We start from the raw sequence: 17,504 nt of genomic DNA, 5'->3' as shown, positions 1-17,504 counted from the left end.
CGCTGGGAGAAATCCCACGATGGCAAGGCGTTGCCCAGCTTCGGGGTCTATAACTGGTTGCAGCGAGCGAGAGGAACCAGAACATGGCAGATCGCAGTTTGCGCGGAATGCGCCTCGGCGCCCAGAGCCTACAGAGTGAAGATGGCGTCGTATTTTCAGAGCGGGCACGGTCGGTGTACCTGTGCCCCGTATGCAACCATGAGACCGCGCTGATGTTCGCCGCAGATGCGGAGGCCCCAGAGACCTGGGAGTGCCGCCACTGCAGTGCTGAAGCAGTTCTCATGGTCGGCACCGAACCGGTTGTCATCGACCGGTCAGATCAGAAGCAGGCCCGCACCCACTGGGACATGCTGCTCGAACGCCGGAGCCGGGACGAACTCGAGGAACTCCTCGAGGAACGCCTCAGCTTCCTGCGTGCACGGCGCGGCCAACACTCGGTCGGAGCCTAACTTCCGTCGAGGATTCGGGCGTCAGCTTCACGCTGGCGCCCGTTTCTTGTGCCCACCGCCAAAGCGACGATGAGGGCACCCAGGCCGAAGAAAGCGACGAACGTCTCGATCTGGCCGCCCGCGGCCATCGCCGGCGTCTTCCCGGCGACCAGCGGAACATCGAACACCATGTGGCCCGGTTCGTACGCGGGGATTTCGGCGAGGGTGGCGCCGTTTGGGCCGATCATCTGGCTGGTGCCCACGGTCGAAATGTTCACGAGGCTTCGTGACGACTCGATGGCCCGGAGCCGGGCGATGGCGAGCTGCTGCTGGTTCTCGTCGGTACGGCCGAAGTCCGCGTTGTTCGTCTGGGCGATGATCACCTGGGCTCCGCGGTCGACGGCTTCACGGGTCAGCGCGTCGTCGACGATGTCGAAGCAGATGGAGATCCCGGCGATCACACCGTCCACGTTGAAGACGTTGTCCCTGGTGCCCGGCGTGTACTCACGGCCGATCAGGCCGATCAGATCCGGGGCGAACGGTTCCCACACTTCGCGGTCGGGAACATACTCACCGAACGGGACTGGGTGCCGTTTGTCGTAGTAGTCGGTCGGGCCGGCCCCCGACTCCCACAGCAACGAAGTGTTGTAGAACCGGCCGTCCCGTTCCATGATCGTCCCGGTCAGGATCGGGGCGCCGGTCTGGGCTCCGAGGTAGTCGAGAACGGATGCCGCCTGCGGAACCGTCACCGGATCCAGATCGGTGCCGTTCTCCGGCCAGACGATCATGTCGACCGGTGTACCGACCAGCGGAAGAGTCGCCGATGCCTGGGCAGAGAGGATGTCACCCGGTTCGCGGTCGTCGAAGTATCCCGCTTTCGCGTTACCCTGGACAGCGGCGATCGTCGACGTGCCGCGTTCGACGATCGGCCAGGCCGGCAGTGCGACGAGGAGCGCGACGGCGGCCGCTGGGACCAGCAGGCGAAGCGACGGAACCGACACGTGCGGTTCGCGGAGAAATTGCAGCAGCAGGGCGACGAGCCACACGAGAAGGAAGCTGAGCCCGCTGAACCCCACCCAGGCGACCAGCGGGGCGAACGGGCTCTCCGACTGGCTCAGCGCGATCCGGCCCCAGGCGAACCCGCCGTACGGCCAGGTGCTGACGAGGGCTTCCCTCGCCGTCCACACGCCGGCGACGACAAGCGGCAGCAGTCCGACCCGGCCGAGGGTGGTCGACCAGACCCGTGGAATCCAGCGATACGCGAGGGTGATCAGCAGGGCGCCGAGTGCGAAGAAGATCGATTCGAGCACTGACAGGGCGATCCACGGAACCGGACCGAGGTACAGCGAGACCCACGACACGTGGACGAGGTAGAACGACACCCCCGCGATGAAACCGGTCAGCAGCGCACCCCAGGCGCTCCTGCCGATAAGGACGATGAGGATGAGGCCGATGCCGACGAACGCCAGCGGCCAGATCCCCCGGTCAGGAAATCCGGCGTCGAGGACGGGGCCCGATGCTGCCGCGAGGATGACAGCGGCGAGGAGGGGTACGGGCGGGCGCGTCGGGGCAGTCACTGTTCCAGCCTATGTGGCGCGGGAGGCGCCGGCTCACACGGTGCTGTAGGCGACGATTCCCCTGCGGATCGCCTCGAGCGCCTTGCGGGCGTTGCGGCCGACACCGCCGTCGGCGACGATGGACAGCTGGTCGAGAAGGTCGATGGTCTGCTTGGTCCAGCGGACGAAGTCCCCAGCCGCCATATCCGCTTCGGTGAGCACCACGTTGAGGCTTGAGCCGCGCGCCCACTTGTGCATTGCCACACACAGTCCAGTGGCGAGCGGCTCGCTTCCTGGCAGCCGGTTCTCCTGCTCGGTGTCGTCGAGCCGGGCCCAGAGGTCCTGGGTCCTGTCGAGCGCGACGCGGAACGCCCCGCCTGGCAGGTAGCGGTCGGCCACTGTTCCTTCGTCCCGGCGGGGTTCGAAGACGATACAACTCGCCATGGCGGCGAGGCTCGCCGGGTCGAGGTCGTTCCACACGCCACGACGAAGAGCCTCAGCGACGAGGAGATCCCTTTCACCGTAAATGCGTTTGAGGGTGCGGCCGGCCGCGCTGAGTTCGACCTCTCCGCCCTCCCCCGGAATCAGGTATTCGTACTCCAGCAGGACGTCGGTGACACGGTCGAAGATCTTGGCGACGGCGCCCGTTCGAGTCGAGATCTGCCGGCTCAACTGGTCGGTCTGCCGTTTCAGGGTAAACCAGCGCTCAGCCCACCTCGCGTGCTGTTCCCGTTCTGCGCAACCGTGGCACGGGTGGGCGCGCATGCGTTTGCGCAGCGCAACGAGCTGGCGCTGGCGGCGGTCATTCTGTGACCGTGAGGAGCGCTCAGGCGACGCGCTCTTGCGTTCGAGGTCGGTGAGCTCACGGCGGATGCTCGCGTACTCGGCGAAGTCTCCGAGATGGCAGGTCATCGCTTCACGGTATTTCGCGAGCGAGTTCTCCTGTTCCCGGACCTTGCGGGCCATTCCGACCACGGCGCGGTCTGCCTGGAACTGGGCGAACGACGACTCGAGGATCTCACGTGTCCGTTCACGACCGAATTGGTCGATGAGATTCGCAGCCATGTTGTACGTCGGCTTGAAACTGGAGTTCAGCGGGTAGCTGCGCCGCGAGGCGAGCGACGCGACGGACTGCGGGTGCAGCCCTTCCTGCCACGCGATGACGGCGTGCCCTTCCACGTCGATGCCGCGACGTCCAGCCCGTCCGGTGAGCTGGGTGTACTCCCCCGGTGTGATGGGTACGCGGGCTTCGCCGTTGAATTTCTCGAGTTTCTCGAGCACGACGGTCCTCGCGGGCATGTTGATGCCGAGTGCAAGCGTCTCGGTCGCGAAGACTGCTTTCACGAGCTTCTTGCGGAACAGTTCCTCGACGACTTCCTTGAACGCGGGAAGCATTCCGGCGTGGTGCGCCGCGATTCCCCGTTCGAGGCCCTCAAGCCATTCCCAGTATCCGAGCACGGCGAGGTCCTCGTCCTGCAACGCCGAGCAGCGCTCCTCAACGATCTGGCGGATCTCATCGCGTTCGTGTGCCTCGGTGAGACGGATGCCGGAACGTAGCACCTGGGTGACCGCCTGGTCGCAGCCCACCCGGCTGAAGATGAAGAAGATCGCCGGGAGCAGGTGGTGTTCGTCGAGGAGTTCGACAACCTGGGCTCGATCGACCCGCTGCTGGGTGCGCTGACCGCGTTTGGCGTTGTACCGGCTGACGTCGTTGTACTGTTTCGAGTTCGGAGCCCGTCCGCCGAATTGAGCCATTCGTACGAGTTCGGGGTTCACGGAGTTCGTCTCAGCGAGGCTGGGAGCGGCGAACAGGTCGATCAGTTTGCCCCGCATGAGGACGTGCTGGTCGAGCGGCACAGGCCGTTCCTCCGACACGATGACCTCGGTGTGGCCGCGAACGGCTTGCAGCCAGTCACCGAACTCCTCCGCGTTGGACACCGTCGCGCTCAACGACACCATCCGCACCTCCTGCGGGAGGTGGATGATGACTTCCTCCCACACAGCACCCCGAAACCGGTCGGCGAGGTAGTGGACCTCGTCCATGATCACGTAGGCGAGGTCGGCGAGCAGGTCCGAGTCGGCGTAGAGCATGTTCCGGAGAACTTCGGTGGTCATGACGACGATGCGCGCACGCGCATTGATGTTGGTGTCTCCGGTGAGCAGACCGACGGACTCGGCGCCGTATTCGGCGACGAGTTCGTTGAACTTCTGGTTGCTCAGGGCCTTCATCGGCGCCGTATAGAAAACCTTCGATCGCGTTCGCTGCATGGCGGCGTAGATGGCGAACTCGGCGATGATCGTCTTGCCCGCGCCGGTGGGTGCGGCGACGAGAACGCTGTTGCCTGCCTCGACGCTGGCGCAGGCCTCGAGCTGGAACGGGTCGAGGTCGAACCGCTGCTTCGCCCGGAAGGCGTCGAGAAGGGGGGTCTTTCGCCGGGATGCCGCGTATCGCTCGGCCGGGGACAGGTCGACAGTCACAGGGCCAATTCTGCCTCGAAAGCGAGTTGCCGTTTGGCGGCGCGGCGGTCGTGCAGGGATGCTACGCCGTACGCGGCGAAGTAGAGCACAACCATGGGGACGGCCAAGAGGAACATGGAGACGACATCGGCTGCCGGCGTCGCGATGGCGCAGAACAGCGCGATCACGAGGATCGCCACGCGCCAGGACTTGATGATCGTGTCCGCGCTCAGCACGCCGACGAAGTTCAACAGCACGAGGAAGACGGGAACGACGAAGGCGATCCCGACGGCGAGCACCAGTTTGAGCACGAAGTCGAAATAGATTCCTGCATTGAAGAAGTTGGAGGCATCCGCCGGCGTGAAACCAACCATCAGTTCGACGATGTGGGGCATGACAAACCAGCCGGCGGCGCAGCCGGCGAGAAAGAGCGGGACGGCGCTAAGCAGGAAGCCGAGGGCGTAGCCGATTTCCTTACGGGTGAGCCCCGGCACCAGGAATGCCCAGATCTGGTAGAGCCAGATGGGGCTGGAGACCACGATGCCGATCGTGAACGCGACCTTCATCCGGAGGTCGAATGCCCCGGTGACGTTGTCGAAGTTCAGCAGAGCCTGGCCGCGATCGACCGCGATCTCGGTGATCGGGGTGGCCATCGCCGAGATGGCGAAGTCAGAGATGACGAAACCGGCGACCATGGCGGCGACGATGCCGATGGCACTGATGAAGAGACGCTTGCGCAACTCGACCAGGTGCTCACCGAGCGACATCCGGCCGTCAGCGCTCCTGCCCCGTTTGATGCGGGCGGCCATGAACCCTACGGTTTCGTCTGGGATTCGGGAGTGCCGGTTCCAGGGTTCACGATGGTCGGATCGGCCGAGGCCTGCGTTGCCGTGGGCGGGACGGGCTGGGCGGTGACGTCATCGGTGTCCTTCTCGGACTTGTCGCTCTTGATCTCGCTCTTGAAGATCTTCATCGACTGCCCGACACTCTTCGCCAGCGCAGGGAGTTTGGGAGCACCGAACAAAAGAAGCACGAGGAACACAATGACGAGCAGGTGCCAGCCGCTGAACGCGTTACCGAAGATTCCCATGAAATGTCCTTTGATCCTGTGGGTCGGGCAAGTTTACCGTGGTTTGCTCACAATGAGCCTTGAAGGTCTACCGGTCTGTTCGCTCAGCGTATCGGTCGAGCGCAGCCTGCGCCCAGTCAGCCACGCGCGTCTTCGCGGTGTCGGGGCTGATCACGGTGACGACACCGGACAGTCCGGCGATGAGACGCTTCAGCCCGTGATCGTGGGCGACGTGAAGCGTAACCCGCGATCGGCCGTTCCGGCCGCGCACCGGAGCATCCGTCGTCAGGTAATCGGCGATCATCGCTATTGCGTCGTCCGGGAGTTCGACGACGACTTCGAGGTCGGTCTCCGAACTCTCAAACAGGCTCTCCGACATCGGCACCTCGGCTGCGTGACGACTGATCGGTTCGTCGGTGGTGGTGAGGGTACTCATCCGGTCGAGCCTGAATGTCCGCACCGCCTGGCGGGAGTGATCCCAGCCGCGCAGGTACCAGTCCTGGTCGAGCGACTGGATGCGCAGCGGGTCGACCGTGCGTTTCTCCGACTCGCCGCGTGAGTTGAGATAGTCGAACTCGATGCGATGTCCTGCGGCAACCGAGTCGCGGATCTGGGCGAGTGCTGTGTCAACGGAGCTGGAACCGACGGCGACTTCCGAGGGACGGCCGGTTGACCCGCGCGCGAGTTTGGACATCAGCGAACCGAGGACATCCCGGTCTGCCTGTTCGGGCAGGGAAGACAGGTACTGGAGGCCGGCGATGAGGGCCGCCGCCTCACGCGCCGAGAACCGGGGCGAGTCGTCGATGGCAACGAGGTGGGTGATGACGATTTCGTCATTCTCCTCGAACGAATCCCAGTCGATGTCGAACAGATCCTCGTGCTGGTAGGAACTGGTCTCTCCTGGCACTCCGGAAACAGCGATGAGACGCACAGACTCCCGGATCTGTTCCTCGTCGACGCCGAAGTGCCTGGCGGCGTCGACCACGGTGACGTGGCCGTGATCCATCAGGTATGGCACGAGCGCGAGGAGGAACGCCAGTTTGTCCCTCGCGTGAAGTCCGTCGTTAGCCACGGTTCTCCCCCGTTCCGCCTCGGTGCCTGCGCACGGTCTTGACGTGCCGTGAGATGACGGCGTCCACGAGTCGCTGCGGCGATTCCACGAGGACCTCCGGTCCGAAGGCGGCAAGTTCATCGGCGAGGACGTCGAGATCGGTGTAGTGAAGTTCGAGGGTTCCGTCGTCGACGGCGGATGCCCGTTTCGCGAGCCGCGTGGCGGCATCCGTTCCCGGCTGCACCCGGATGATGGCGCGCTGCGACTCCCACAGGGCATCGAGCGCGTTGAGTGAGCGTTCGGCGTGCCCGCCGGCTTCAGGCGGAGTCCAGGTGCGTTTGGTGGTCTTCACCGGTCCCACGATGCGTGAGAGCAAAAAGGTCCGGCCCTCGTCGACGGGAAGGTCGTGGGCGGAGAGATGCCAGCGGCCGTGATGCTGCACGAGGGCGAGCGGGGCGACCGTCCGCGTCTTCGCGGTCGACTCCCCCGGCTTGAGGTACGAGAACTCGACCACGTGATGGTGTTCGAGGGCCTGCCTGAGCGGCTCAAACGAACTCTCCCTGATCTGGACCCGTGGAGCGTACCCGATCACCGGTTCGTCGGATTCGATTCCCAGCGAGCGAAGTTTGAGGATGGCCCGGCGGGACTCCCCCGACAGCGAACCCTGCCGCCACACCGTTGCGGCGAGGGACAGCATGGCGATCTCCGCCGGCGAGAACGTGAGCTCCTTCGGCAGGTCGTATTCCCCTTTGGGGATGCGGTACCGGGTGAGTTGATTGTTGCCGGGGTCTCCCGGCGCCTCGACGGTCTCGAGAGGGATCCCGAGCTCGCGAATGTCGTCTTTGTCGCGTTCGAACTGGCGCTCGAGCGTGGCGTTGCCGCCTGAGCTTGAGTAACGCTGCCGGTAACCCTGCACCGTTGAGAGGATCTCCGCCTTGGTCAGGCCCTGTTCGGTGGCCAGCAGGGCGAGCACGAGGCTGAAGAGACGTTCCTCGACGGCCACGCGCTGCGCGGCGGCTTCGGTAGGTTCCGGCACGACATCATCCTCCGTGTGTCCGGCCGGGCGGAGCTGCCCGGCCCGTTTGGTCAGGGCAGGGTGCCGAGGATGTCGACGACGAAGACGAGCGTCGAGTTCGCCGGGATGGTCGCGTTGTCCTGATCGCCGTAGCCGAGCTCGGGCGGGATCACGACGAGGACCTGCGAACCGACCTTCTGGCCGGTCAGTGCCGTCGCGAGGCCGGGGATGATCCCGTCCGGGCTGAACGTGGCCGGAGAACCGTTCTGCCAGGACGAGTCGAAGATCGTCCGTTCCTTCCACAGCGCGCCGGTGTAGTGGACGACCATCTGGCTGGTCTCCGAAACTGTGTCACCGTCGCCGGCCTTGAGGACAGCGACAGCGAGGTCCTTTGGCGGGTCGGATTTCGGGATGGTGAGCCCCGGGGTGCCGTCCGCAGCCGTGACGACGGATGGAAGACCGGACTGCAGAACCGGCCGGTCTGCGCCGTTGGCCTTGGCGAGGAAGACGTCGAAGATGTCAGCGACGAGAATGGCGGCCTGGTTCCCCTGCGGGACGGTCATCGCGATCCGGGATCCGGGGGTCACACACTCAAGCGCCTTCGTGATCTCCGGGTTGAGCTGGGCGGTCGAGTAGACCGCAGGCTCACCATAGGTGGCACCTGGGATCGGGTCGCCTGTCGCACCGTCGAACATGGCGAGGCTCATCCGGATGCTCTGGGCGGCGGTCAATACCGGGCCGTCGTCGTCGCCGGGGATGACGACGGTGCGTTCCGTCTCCTGGGCTTTCACCGGGGTCGGGAACTCAACCGTCGGGGCCGAGCCGAACGAGCCGCTGACGTCGATCAGTTTCGACGCGGCGCCGTCCGGTGCCGTCGGCACGCAGGCATCCGCCGCTGACGTCGGAGCGCAGCCGGTGAGGGTGGCCATCAACAGGCCGGCGGACAGGAGCAGTGCTGGTGCCTTGCGCACGGGATCTCTCTTCGATGCTTGAGGGCGGATGCGAAACGGTCGCGGGGCTATTTTAGTAGTTGGACGTCTCGTCGGGTTCGGAGGTGCTCTCGACGTCGTCCGAGGCGTCGCCGAATGACCGCGATCGGCTGAGTTGTGCCGAGTTGTTCACGGTGCGAACGCGCTTGCGGAGGATTTTCGCGCTGACGTTGCGTTCGCCGAGGGCGCCGGGGGTCCACAGCTCAACGTCCTCGTCGCTGAAGTCGGACTTGCTCGGCCGGCGCTTCAACTCGGGGAGGACGGTGCCGTGGGCGAGCCGACGCGCCGTGATGAGGAAGCCGGTGTGGCCGATCATGCGGTGGTCAGGGCGGACGGCGAGTCCCTCGACGTGCCAGCCGCGGACGATCGTCTCGTTCGACTCGGGGTTGGTGAACTGGCCGGTGCTGCGAATGGCTTCGGCAACGCGCGACAACTGAGTCACCGTGGCGACGTAACAGAGCAGCACGCCGCCGGGTTTCATGGCTGTCGCGCATGCGTCGATGTTCTCCCAGGGGGCGAGCATGTCGAGGACGACACGATCGACGGATCCTGGTTCGACGGTGTTCGGGAGGGTCTCGGCGAGATCACCGACCGAAACGCGCCAGTTGTCAGGGTCGTAGCCGAAGAAGGTGGCGACGTTTCCGCGGGCCACATCGGCGAACTCGTCGCGGCGTTCGAAGGACTCCAGCCGGCCGGTGGGGCCGATGGCGCGGAGGAGCCAGAGCGAGAGCGCACCCGATCCGACTCCTGCTTCAACGACTGTCGCGCCGGGGAAGATGTCGGCCTGCCCGACGATCTGGGCGGCATCCTTCGGGTAAATGATGGCGGCACCTCGCGGCATCGACATGACGAAGTCGACGAGCAGCGGTCGCAAGGCCAGGTATTCGATGCCGTCGGTCGTCGTAATGACCGAACCGTCCGGAAGCCCGATGATGCTGTCGTGCCCGACGATCCCGCGGTGGGTGTGGAATTCTTTGCCGTGCTCGAGGGTGATGGTGTTGCGCTTGCCCTTCGGGCCGGTGAGCTGCACCCGGTCACCGACCCGGAACGGTCCCGCGTTCTGCGGGCGTTCGTCGAGAGGGCGCTCGGCGTTGGTGTTAACGGTCATCGTGGGATTCCTTTGCTGCGCGAAGCGGCGAAAAGTGCCGTCACATCGGTGCTGGTTCTACCGGCCAGGGTGGGCCAGGTGGTGTGCGTGGGGGCGTCGGGGATGGTAACCGCGTGTGGCACGGCGATGGAGACAGCACCTGAGGCGACGGCTGACGCCAGCCCCGCCCGTGAGTCCTCGATGGCGACGCAGTCCTCGATGGAAACGCCCAGGAGCGACGCGGCGCGCAGGTACGGCTCCGGGTGGGGTTTTGGCTGATCGACCTCGTCACCGGTGACGAGGACGTCGAATGCGACGAAGTCGAGGTGAGAAAGGACCTGTTCAGCCATCGCGCGCACTGACATGGTCACGAGTGCGGTTTTCACCCCGAGGTCGCGGAGCTCCTTGAGCAGTTCCCTCGCGCCGGGGCGGAAAGGGACCCCGGCTGTGGCGAGCCGGTCGCGAACGCGGCCGGTGAGGTGCGCCACAATGTCGTCCTCGGGCATGTTGACGCCGTGTGACTGGAAGATCCGTGCGGACTCCCACAGACCGGAGCCGACGAGTGTCATGGCGTCTTCATAGGTCCAGGTGTGGCCGAAGGACTCGACGAGGTCCGTCTCTGCGGAGATCCAGTATGGCTCGGTATCGACGAGTGTGCCGTCCATATCCCAGAGGACGGCGGCGGGAAGCTGTGTAGTCACGGGTTTCAATGCTACCCGGGAACGGACTGCGCCTATTCTTGGAGGATGCCCGTGTCACCGTGCGGGAAGAAACCACAGAATGGGGAACTCTTGCTCAAGGGTCGACTTCTCGTTGTCGCGTTCGAAGGCTGGAATGACGCTGGAGAAGCTGCGACCGGCGCCGTTCGGGTCCTGCAGGAACAACTGGACGTCGCACCCATGCTCGAACTGGACCCTGAGCTGTATTACGACTACCAGTTCAATCGCCCGGTGATCGGTATCGATGACGACTCCCGGCGCCGCCTCAGCTGGCCGACGACGACGATGTACGGGCCGTCCACGCCCCTTGTTCCGGCCGAACCCCTCGCCGACGACGCAAACCTGAACGTCTCAGGCGACAACGGTGGCAACATCTACCTGCTCGTCGGTGTCGAGCCGTCGCGCAGCTGGAAAGCGTTCACGGCTGAGATCGTGGACGCCGCCCTCACCGCAGACATCTCCGCCATCGTGTTCCTCGGAGCAATGCTCGCCGACGTGCCGCACACGCGCCCGATCTCCATCTTCACCTCGAGCGAGAACCCCGAAGTGCGGTCGGAACTGCAGGTCGAACGGAGCATGTACGAGGGGCCCGTCGGCATTCTCAGCGTTGTGGCGGAGGCCGCGGAGGACGCGGGCATCCCGACCCTCGCGATCTGGGCATCCGTTCCGCATTACGTCCACAACGCGCCGTCCCCGAAGGCCGTGCTGGCACTCATCGACAAGCTCGAGGAGATCGTCGACGTCGTCATCCCGCGCGGCGAGCTGGTCGAGGAGGCGGCGGAGTGGGAGAACGGTATTGACGCGCTCGCGGGCGAAGACGAGGACATGGCCGCATACATCCGGCAGCTCGAGCAGGCGCGGGACACCGTCGAATCGCCGGAGGCGAGCGGTGAGGCCATCGCGAAGGAGTTCGAACGTTACCTGCGGCGCTCAGCGGACGGCAAGGGCGACGGGCGCAACGAACCGCCGACCCCGCGGTAGCTCCGCGATACACCTCGACCTCAAATTCAGGAACGTCCCTCGAATTCAGGAGTTCGGGTGCGACAGGCCCCTCGGGCGGCGGTCCGTACGGCGTGTCGGGTCACTTCTCCTGAATTTGGAGTTGGTCGAGGTTGTGTATCGAGGGCGTTCCAGGTGTCAGAGGTTCACGCCGAGCAGCGCTGAAACAGCGCGGCGTAGCAGCGCGGGGTCGTCGACGCCGAGCGCGACTGCTGAATCGATCACGGCCAGGGCTTTCGGCGTGTCGAGGTCGATGCGGAGCGACTCGCGCACGGCCGCGAGGACGTCCCTGGCCGATCCTGCGCCGGTCTCGGCATCCCCGGCGAGGCGGGAGCTCCAGGTGCTGAGCCGGTCTTCGGCGGTCTCGAGCGCCTCGTCGGTCCACTCCCAGTCCGAACGGTAGTGGTGTGCGAGCAGCGTCAGGCGGATGGCACGGGCGTCGACGCCCGCCGCCAGCAGTTTCGACACGAGCACGAGGTTGCCGAGCGACTTCGACATCTTCTCGCCCTGGTAGGCGACCATACCGGTGTGGCTGTAGACCTTGGCGAGCGGATGCCCGCTCAACGCGGCAGCGTGCCCCGCGCTCATTTCATGGTGTGGGAACACGAGGTCTGACCCGCCGCCCTGCACAGTGAAGTCGCGCCCGAGTTCCATCAGCGCGATGACGGAGCACTCGATGTGCCAGCCCGGCCGACCAGCGCCGACGGGGCTGTCCCACGACGGCTCACCGTCGCGGGCGGCACGCCAGAGCAGCGGGTCCCGGGCGTCGCGTTTGCCCGCACGGTCGGGGTCTCCCCCACGTTCGGCAAAGAGCTGCAGCATGGTCGCCTGGTCGAGGTTGCTGATCTCGCCGAGCTTCCATGGGCCGGCTTTTGCTGCGAGAGCGCTGTCGAAGTAGATGTCGGATCCGGCGGGGCTCTCCGGCGTGGGAACCTCGTAAGCCACCCCTGCGGCGAGCAGGCGGCGCACCGCCTCGGCTATCTCGTCGAGAACCTCGGTCACCGCCACATAGTCCTCGGGCGGAAGGATGCTGAGCGCTTCCATGTCGCCGCGGAACAGGTCGACCTGGCTGGCAGCGAGTTCCTGCCAGTCCACCCCGGTCGCCGCGGCGCGTTCCAGGAGGGGGTCGTCGATGTCGGTGACGTTCTGCGCGAAGTGCACCTCGAGGCCTGCATCGAGCCACACCCTCTGCAGGGTGTCGTAAGCGAGGTAGGTCGCTGCGTGGCCCATGTGGGTCGCGTCGTACGGGGTGATGCCGCAGACGTAGATCCGTGCGGTGTCGCCGGTGTGCGCTTCCACGAGCCCGCGCGTCGCTGTGTCGTAAAGGCACGGCGCCGACGAGAGACCGGGAAGGCTCGGGATCTCAGGTCTGCTCCATGCCTTCACCGTCCCAGCCTAATCCGGCCGGGACGCCCCATCGGACGCGCCTTCCGCGATCAGCCAGCCGCGGGAGCGAAAAGGGCTCCCTGATCCGCCGGTGTGGCGTATCAGCGAACCCTTTTCGGTGTCTCGCGACCCGGATGCCGCGAACCTACGTTGCCGAAAGGACCCCGGTGCCGAGGAGCGCGAACAGCACGAGGCCGAGCGCGATGCGGTAGACCACGAACGGCATGAAGCTGCGCTTCGAGATGTAGCTCATGAAGAACTTGATCACCACGAGCGCAACGAAGAACGCGACGACGGTGGCTACGAGGGTCTCCAGCGGGCCGTAGATCTCCGGCTTGCAATCCGTGGCGCCGGGCAGGCACGGGTCGGCGATGGACTTGAAGATCTGGAAGAACCCGCTGCCCATCACGGCGGGGATCGCGAGGAGGAACGCGTAGCGCGCAGCCGCTGCGCGCTCGTAGCCGAGGAACAGCCCCGCGGTGATGGTCCCGCCTGAGCGGGAGACGCCGGGGATGAGGGCGAGGGCCTGGGCGAAGCCGAAGATGATGCCGTCGCGGTAGCCGAGGTTCTTGAGCGTGAGATTTTTGCGGCCAACCCAGTCGGCAATTCCGAGGAGGATGCCGAAGCCGATGAGCATCGAAGCGGTGAACCACAGCGACCGGAGGGTGGTCTCGATCTGGTCCTGGAAGAGCAGCCCGAGCACCACGATCGGCAAAGAGCCGAGGATGATCAGCCAGCCCATCCGGGCATCCGGGTCGTTCCGCGGGATCTTGCCGACCAGGGCTTTGCACCAGGCGCCGATGATCCTCACGATGTCACCCCAGAACAGGATGATGACGGCCAGTTCCGTGCCGATCTGGGTGATCGCGGTGAACCGGGCACCTGGGTCTTCGCCGGTGCCGAGGAACTCCCCAACGATGCGCAGGTGTGCACTCGATGACACTGGGAGGAATTCGGTCAGGCCCTGTACGAGGCCGAGGATGATCGCGTTGAGAAAGTCCACGGGTGAGAAAGTCCTGCCGTTGAGGTCTAGTAGCTGCGGAGGAGATCCGTGAGGACCCGCCTGCCAAAGACTAATGCGTCGAGCGGGACACGTTCGTCGACGCCATGGAACATCGCCGGGAAGTCGAGCCCCTCAGGCAGCCGCAGCGGAGCGAACCCGTAGCCGGTGATGCCGAGCTTCGAGAGCGCCTTGTTGTCCGTCCCTGCCGGCAGCAGGTATGGCAGCACCTCTGCTCCCGGGTCGTGGTCCGCGAGGGTTCCACGGATGGCGTCGATGAGCGGGCCAGAGAACTCGTTCTCGAGGCCGACGTCGCGGTGCATCACCTCGATGTCGATGTCGGGGCCGACGAGTTCCTGCACGGCGGCCATGACGGCATCCTCTTCTCCGGGCAGTGTGCGAATGTCGACGAGGGCCTCAGCGGTGTCCGGCACGACGTTGTGCTTGTACCCGGCGGTCAGCACGGTCGGGTTGGTCGTCGTGCGCAGTGACGCCTGGATGAACCCGGATGCCGTCCCGGTGGCGAGGGCGAGTTCATCAGGGCCGAGCGCCTGCGGTTCGACGCCGAGGATGCGCGCAACCTCGGCGAGCAGGTCCGTTGTGGTCGCGGTGAGCCGGATCGGCCACTCCTGCCTGCCGACAGCGGCGACGGCCTCCGCGAGTCGGGTGATGGCGTTCTCGGGCACGACGCGGGAACCGTGCGCGGCGGGGCCACGGGCGACGAGCTTCACCCAGAGGAGCGTTTTCTCGCCGGTCTGCACCAGGTAGGCCCGTTTGCCGTCGATCGAGATCGAATATCCGCCGACTTCGCTGATCGCCTCGGTCGCCCCGGCGAACAGGTCAGGGCGGGTTTCGACGAGGTAGTGCGAGCCGTAGACGCCACCGTTCTCTTCGTCGGCGAAGAACGCGAGGATGAGGTCGCGTGCCGGCCGCTCCCCCGCGCGCAGCAGGTCAGCGACGGCAGTGAGGATCATGGCATCCATGTTCTTCATGTCGACGGCGCCGCGACCCCACAGCATCCCGTCCTTGATCTCACCGGCGAACGGGTCGACACTCCAGTTGGCGGCGTCGGCGGGAACGACGTCGAGGTGGCCATGAACGACGAGAGCGCCTTTGCTGCTGTCCCGGCCGGCAACGCGCGCGATGACGCTCGTGCGTCCGGGTTCCGAGTCGAAGAGCTCCGGTTCGAGGCCCAGGTCGCGCAGGTACGCGGCGACGTATTCGGCTGCTGCCGTCTCTCCCTTTGAGCGCCCTTCGCCGTAATTGGTGGTGTCGATGCGGATGAGATCGCGAGCGACGCTCACGGTCTCGTCGAGTTCGTCGGGGGTTTCGGACGGGCTGGCGGCGGCGGAAAGCATGACCCCCACGCTACCGTTCCCGTCGATTTGCGGACGTGCAAACGGCATCGGAAAACCGTGCTAAAGTTTTACCTCGGCGCCGGTAATACCACGGCGGCGAACACATGCGCGGGTGGCGGAAATGGCAGACGCGCTAGCTTGAGGTGCTAGTGCCCTTACGGGCGTGGGGGTTCAAGTCCCCCTTCGCGCACACTGTGTTGAGACAGAAGAAGAGCCGGACCAGAAATGGTCCGGCTCTTCTTGGTTAACGCGTGGTTCGGAAGGTATGAGGCCGGTCTCTGATAGTTTTCGACTGTCCCGTATGCGGCAACTGTGAGGCGAAGGAGCCGCGATCAATACCGAATGGCACTTCCCCGTCATGGTCGCGGCATCGTTGGTGCTCTTCGTGGGCATGCTGCGCCTGGTGCTCGGCCGCGGTCAGTTTCAGCGGCGTCCAGGCGCGGTGGTGGTCGTCTCCGTGATTGTCGTCGTGTTCGGGATGCTGTTCGGCAAGTACGGTGCGACCGCCTTCGGTTTGCCCTGGTGGATCTACTACCCGTTGCCGGCGCTCCTGACAATCGTGCTGCCGCCCGTCGTGTTTCGGCTCAACTGGAAGCGCACGCTCGCCTATGTGCTGCTGAGCGCGCTCTCGGCTCCGCTGATCCACGTGCTGTTCTCGTTCTTCCTCGGCTGGGATGAATACATGCCGTTCATCGCGGTCCCGAGCCTGGCGTCACTGTTCGTCGGTTGAGCCGCCACGCGCGCTGTGAGCGCCCGCTACGCTGACCGATGTGACCCACGCCTCCCGAACAGCGACGACCATCGTCGGGTTCGGACGTGTCGGCGTCGGGACGCTCGTGGTTGCGGTTCTCGCCTACGCATACGCCGCGCGATTCACCGTCGGCGACGGCAACCCATTCGACTACTTCGGATACTTCACCAACTTGACGAGCGTACTCACCTGCGTCGTGCTGATCGCTACCGGTGTGGTCATGATCGCGGGCCGACGCGTCCCGGCGTGGTTCACTCTGTGCAGAGGGGTCGCGACGGCGTGCCTGCTCATCGTCGCCGTGGTCTACAACGTCCTCGTTCCGGGAACAGGGTCCGCGCCGCTCTGGGTGAGCATCCTTCTCCACGGCGTGTTTCCGATCGCCGTCTTCCTCGACTGGCTGCTCATCGGCGACCGCCCAGCGCTTCCGTGGCGCGGACTCTGGATCGTTCTCCCGTACCCGATTCTCTGGCTGACGGTCGTTCTGATCCGCGGGGTCACCGACGGCTGGGTTCCCTACGGATTCCTGCTTCCTGAACGCGGTGCCGCCTCTCTGGTTGTCCACATCGGGGGGCTGCTTGGGACGCTTCTTGCGGCTGGCGCGCTCGTCTGGGCCGCCAGCAGGTGGCGGGGACTCTCACGTGCAGGCGGGGAACACTCGCCGATACCCGGGTAGATCGTCCCTTGCAGACGGGTAGCCCTTGCGACGATGCCTTGGCATACTGGCGGGAACGACGTGTTCGAGGACACTCCGATGATGCAACCTTTACAGCTCGCTCGCAGCCAGTGGCTGGACGTGATCACCGATGCTCTCGGGGGCTTCGGTGGGGCCTTCCCCTGGGATCCGGTGTGTCGCCAACTCGGGACCCAGCTCGACGCGCCCGTCACCGGGAAGTTCCAGTGGGACGCGCACGGTCACGGAAGTGTAATGGCGTACCCGTTCCCGGACTGGTTCGATCTTCGTGACGTGGCGGGACGCGCGGCGACCGTTCATCCGCTGGCGCGTTACTACTCGGCACACAGCACGACGGAACCACTGAGCACGGCTCAGGTTTCCTTCTCGGGCGCTGACGAGCGGACCTACGAGGCAGAGCTGCGCGCCTGCCAGATCGAGAACCATGTGTGGATTCCCGTCGAGCGGGGTTCCGCAGGCGTGCTGGTGGTCGGGGTGTGCCGTCCGGTTGAGCCGTTCGACGAGCGGTCATCGGAACTCGCGGGCCTCGCGCAGGGTGTCATCGTCGCGCTGCACCACCACTGGCAGGTGCTTGACGACTGGGTGGCAGGACATCCTGTCGCGACCGGTGCATACGCAGCGGCGGATGAAGCGCGACTCACCCCGCGGCAGGTCGTCGTCTTGAGCCTGGTCGCTCAAGGCTTGACCTCGCAGGCGATCAGCTGGCGGTTGCACATTTCACCACGCACCGTCGAAAGACACCTTCAGAACATCTACACCCGGCTCGGGGTATCCGACCGGATTTCGGCCGTCCGGCTCGCCACCCTCGCGGGTGTTGTTGCAGCATCCTCTGGGGACGGTCCGGGCGGATAACAACCACCCCGCATGCGTAGAACTACGCATGGTGGCTCCCAACGGCCGGTATTACGCTCCGAGATTGAGGGCCGAGCCACGATTTCGGAGGTAACC

The 17,504-nt window shown here is 65.4% G+C and carries 17 protein-coding genes and 1 tRNA gene; 6 read left to right on the top strand and 12 right to left on the bottom strand.

Going from position 1 to position 17,504, the window contains the following annotated elements:
• Positions 1 to 83 precede the first annotated feature (83 nt).
• Entirely contained in the window at positions 84 to 449 is a 366-nt protein-coding gene (locus tag BM197_RS05990; protein WP_090709767.1) for an RNA polymerase-binding protein RbpA, read from the top strand.
• Here BM197_RS05990 and lnt read toward each other — a convergent pair.
• From lnt to BM197_RS05945, 9 genes are all read right to left on the bottom strand, one after another.
• Positions 446 to 2,005 carry an apolipoprotein N-acyltransferase gene (gene lnt / locus BM197_RS05985; protein WP_090709765.1) on the bottom strand — a complete coding sequence of 520 codons (1,560 nt, stop codon included), beginning with the start codon at positions 2,003 to 2,005 and terminating at the stop codon, positions 446 to 448. The genes BM197_RS05990 and lnt overlap by 4 nt on opposite strands.
• 33 nt (positions 2,006 to 2,038) lie before the next feature.
• A complete protein-coding gene (locus BM197_RS05980; RefSeq protein WP_090709763.1) occupies positions 2,039 to 4,462 on the bottom strand; it encodes a DEAD/DEAH box helicase in 2,424 nt (807 codons plus the stop codon).
• Positions 4,459 to 5,208: a twin-arginine translocase subunit TatC gene (tatC, locus tag BM197_RS05975; RefSeq protein WP_090710200.1), complete on the bottom strand. Its 750-nt coding sequence runs from the start codon at positions 5,206 to 5,208 to the stop codon at positions 4,459 to 4,461. Before tatC ends, BM197_RS05980 begins: the two co-directional genes overlap by 4 nt.
• Positions 5,209 to 5,255: 47 nt before the next feature.
• Positions 5,256 to 5,531 carry a twin-arginine translocase TatA/TatE family subunit gene (gene tatA / locus BM197_RS05970; protein WP_090709761.1) on the bottom strand — a complete coding sequence of 92 codons (276 nt, stop codon included), beginning with the start codon at positions 5,529 to 5,531 and terminating at the stop codon, positions 5,256 to 5,258.
• Between the two features lie 67 nt (positions 5,532 to 5,598).
• Positions 5,599 to 6,582 carry a helix-turn-helix transcriptional regulator gene (locus tag BM197_RS05965; RefSeq protein WP_177216739.1) on the bottom strand — a complete coding sequence of 328 codons (984 nt, stop codon included), beginning with the start codon at positions 6,580 to 6,582 and terminating at the stop codon, positions 5,599 to 5,601.
• Positions 6,575 to 7,597, bottom strand: coding sequence for a helix-turn-helix transcriptional regulator (locus BM197_RS05960; protein ID WP_090709758.1), 1,023 nt, complete (start codon positions 7,595 to 7,597; stop codon positions 6,575 to 6,577). The genes BM197_RS05965 and BM197_RS05960 overlap by 8 nt, the downstream gene beginning before the upstream one ends.
• A gap of 50 nt (positions 7,598 to 7,647) precedes the next feature.
• Positions 7,648 to 8,547 carry an FKBP-type peptidyl-prolyl cis-trans isomerase gene (locus tag BM197_RS05955; protein WP_090709756.1) on the bottom strand — a complete coding sequence of 300 codons (900 nt, stop codon included), beginning with the start codon at positions 8,545 to 8,547 and terminating at the stop codon, positions 7,648 to 7,650.
• A 52-nt stretch (positions 8,548 to 8,599) separates the two neighbouring features.
• Complete coding sequence (locus BM197_RS05950) at positions 8,600 to 9,673, bottom strand: tRNA (adenine-N1)-methyltransferase (protein WP_090709755.1); 1,074 nt, start codon at positions 9,671 to 9,673, stop codon at positions 8,600 to 8,602.
• The gene (locus tag BM197_RS05945) at positions 9,670 to 10,353 is read right to left on the bottom strand and encodes an HAD family hydrolase (protein WP_245762414.1); all 684 of its coding nucleotides are present in this window, start codon (positions 10,351 to 10,353) and stop codon (positions 9,670 to 9,672) included. Before BM197_RS05945 ends, BM197_RS05950 begins: the two co-directional genes overlap by 4 nt.
• A gap of 45 nt (positions 10,354 to 10,398) precedes the next feature.
• Here BM197_RS05945 and BM197_RS05940 point away from each other — a divergent pair, with 45 nt between their 5' ends.
• Entirely contained in the window at positions 10,399 to 11,352 is a 954-nt protein-coding gene (locus BM197_RS05940; RefSeq protein ID WP_090709753.1) for a proteasome assembly chaperone family protein, read from the top strand.
• A gap of 156 nt (positions 11,353 to 11,508) precedes the next feature.
• Here the strand turns inward: BM197_RS05940 and mshC are convergent, their stop codons facing one another.
• The 3 genes from mshC to BM197_RS05925 all read right to left on the bottom strand — a co-directional run bounded on the left by mshC (position 11,509) and on the right by BM197_RS05925 (position 15,114).
• Positions 11,509 to 12,756 (bottom strand): cysteine--1-D-myo-inosityl 2-amino-2-deoxy-alpha-D-glucopyranoside ligase, encoded by a 1,248-nt coding sequence (gene mshC, locus BM197_RS05935; protein ID WP_090709752.1) that lies wholly within the window; start codon positions 12,754 to 12,756, stop codon positions 11,509 to 11,511.
• Between the two features lie 145 nt (positions 12,757 to 12,901).
• On the bottom strand, positions 12,902 to 13,759 hold the full coding sequence (locus BM197_RS05930) for an undecaprenyl-diphosphate phosphatase (protein ID WP_090709750.1): 858 nt from the start codon (positions 13,757 to 13,759) through the stop codon (positions 12,902 to 12,904).
• 26 nt (positions 13,760 to 13,785) lie between these two features.
• Entirely contained in the window at positions 13,786 to 15,114 is a 1,329-nt protein-coding gene (locus BM197_RS05925; RefSeq protein WP_090709748.1) for a M20/M25/M40 family metallo-hydrolase, read from the bottom strand.
• Between the two features lie 106 nt (positions 15,115 to 15,220).
• On the opposite strand from BM197_RS05925, the gene BM197_RS05920 reads away from it, so the two are divergent.
• The 4 genes from BM197_RS05920 (at position 15,221) to BM197_RS05905 (ending at position 17,408) form a co-directional block, all read left to right on the top strand.
• Positions 15,221 to 15,304 (top strand) — tRNA-Leu (locus BM197_RS05920).
• Between the two features lie 168 nt (positions 15,305 to 15,472).
• Positions 15,473 to 15,844 carry a hypothetical protein gene (locus BM197_RS05915; RefSeq protein ID WP_090709747.1) on the top strand — a complete coding sequence of 124 codons (372 nt, stop codon included), beginning with the start codon at positions 15,473 to 15,475 and terminating at the stop codon, positions 15,842 to 15,844.
• Positions 15,845 to 15,884: 40 nt separating this feature from the next.
• Positions 15,885 to 16,538 carry a Pr6Pr family membrane protein gene (locus BM197_RS05910; protein WP_245762413.1) on the top strand — a complete coding sequence of 218 codons (654 nt, stop codon included), beginning with the start codon at positions 15,885 to 15,887 and terminating at the stop codon, positions 16,536 to 16,538.
• 78 nt (positions 16,539 to 16,616) lie between these two features.
• On the top strand, positions 16,617 to 17,408 hold the full coding sequence (locus tag BM197_RS05905; RefSeq protein ID WP_177216742.1) for a helix-turn-helix transcriptional regulator: 792 nt from the start codon (positions 16,617 to 16,619) through the stop codon (positions 17,406 to 17,408).
• Positions 17,409 to 17,504: the final 96 nt, after the last annotated feature.

Source organism: Mycetocola miduiensis, from assembly GCF_900115155.1.
In the GTDB taxonomy this organism is placed as follows: domain Bacteria; phylum Actinomycetota; class Actinomycetes; order Actinomycetales; family Microbacteriaceae; genus Mycetocola_A; species Mycetocola_A miduiensis.
Note: the sequence above shows the minus strand (reverse complement) of the source record. Positions and strands in the feature narration are given on the sequence as shown.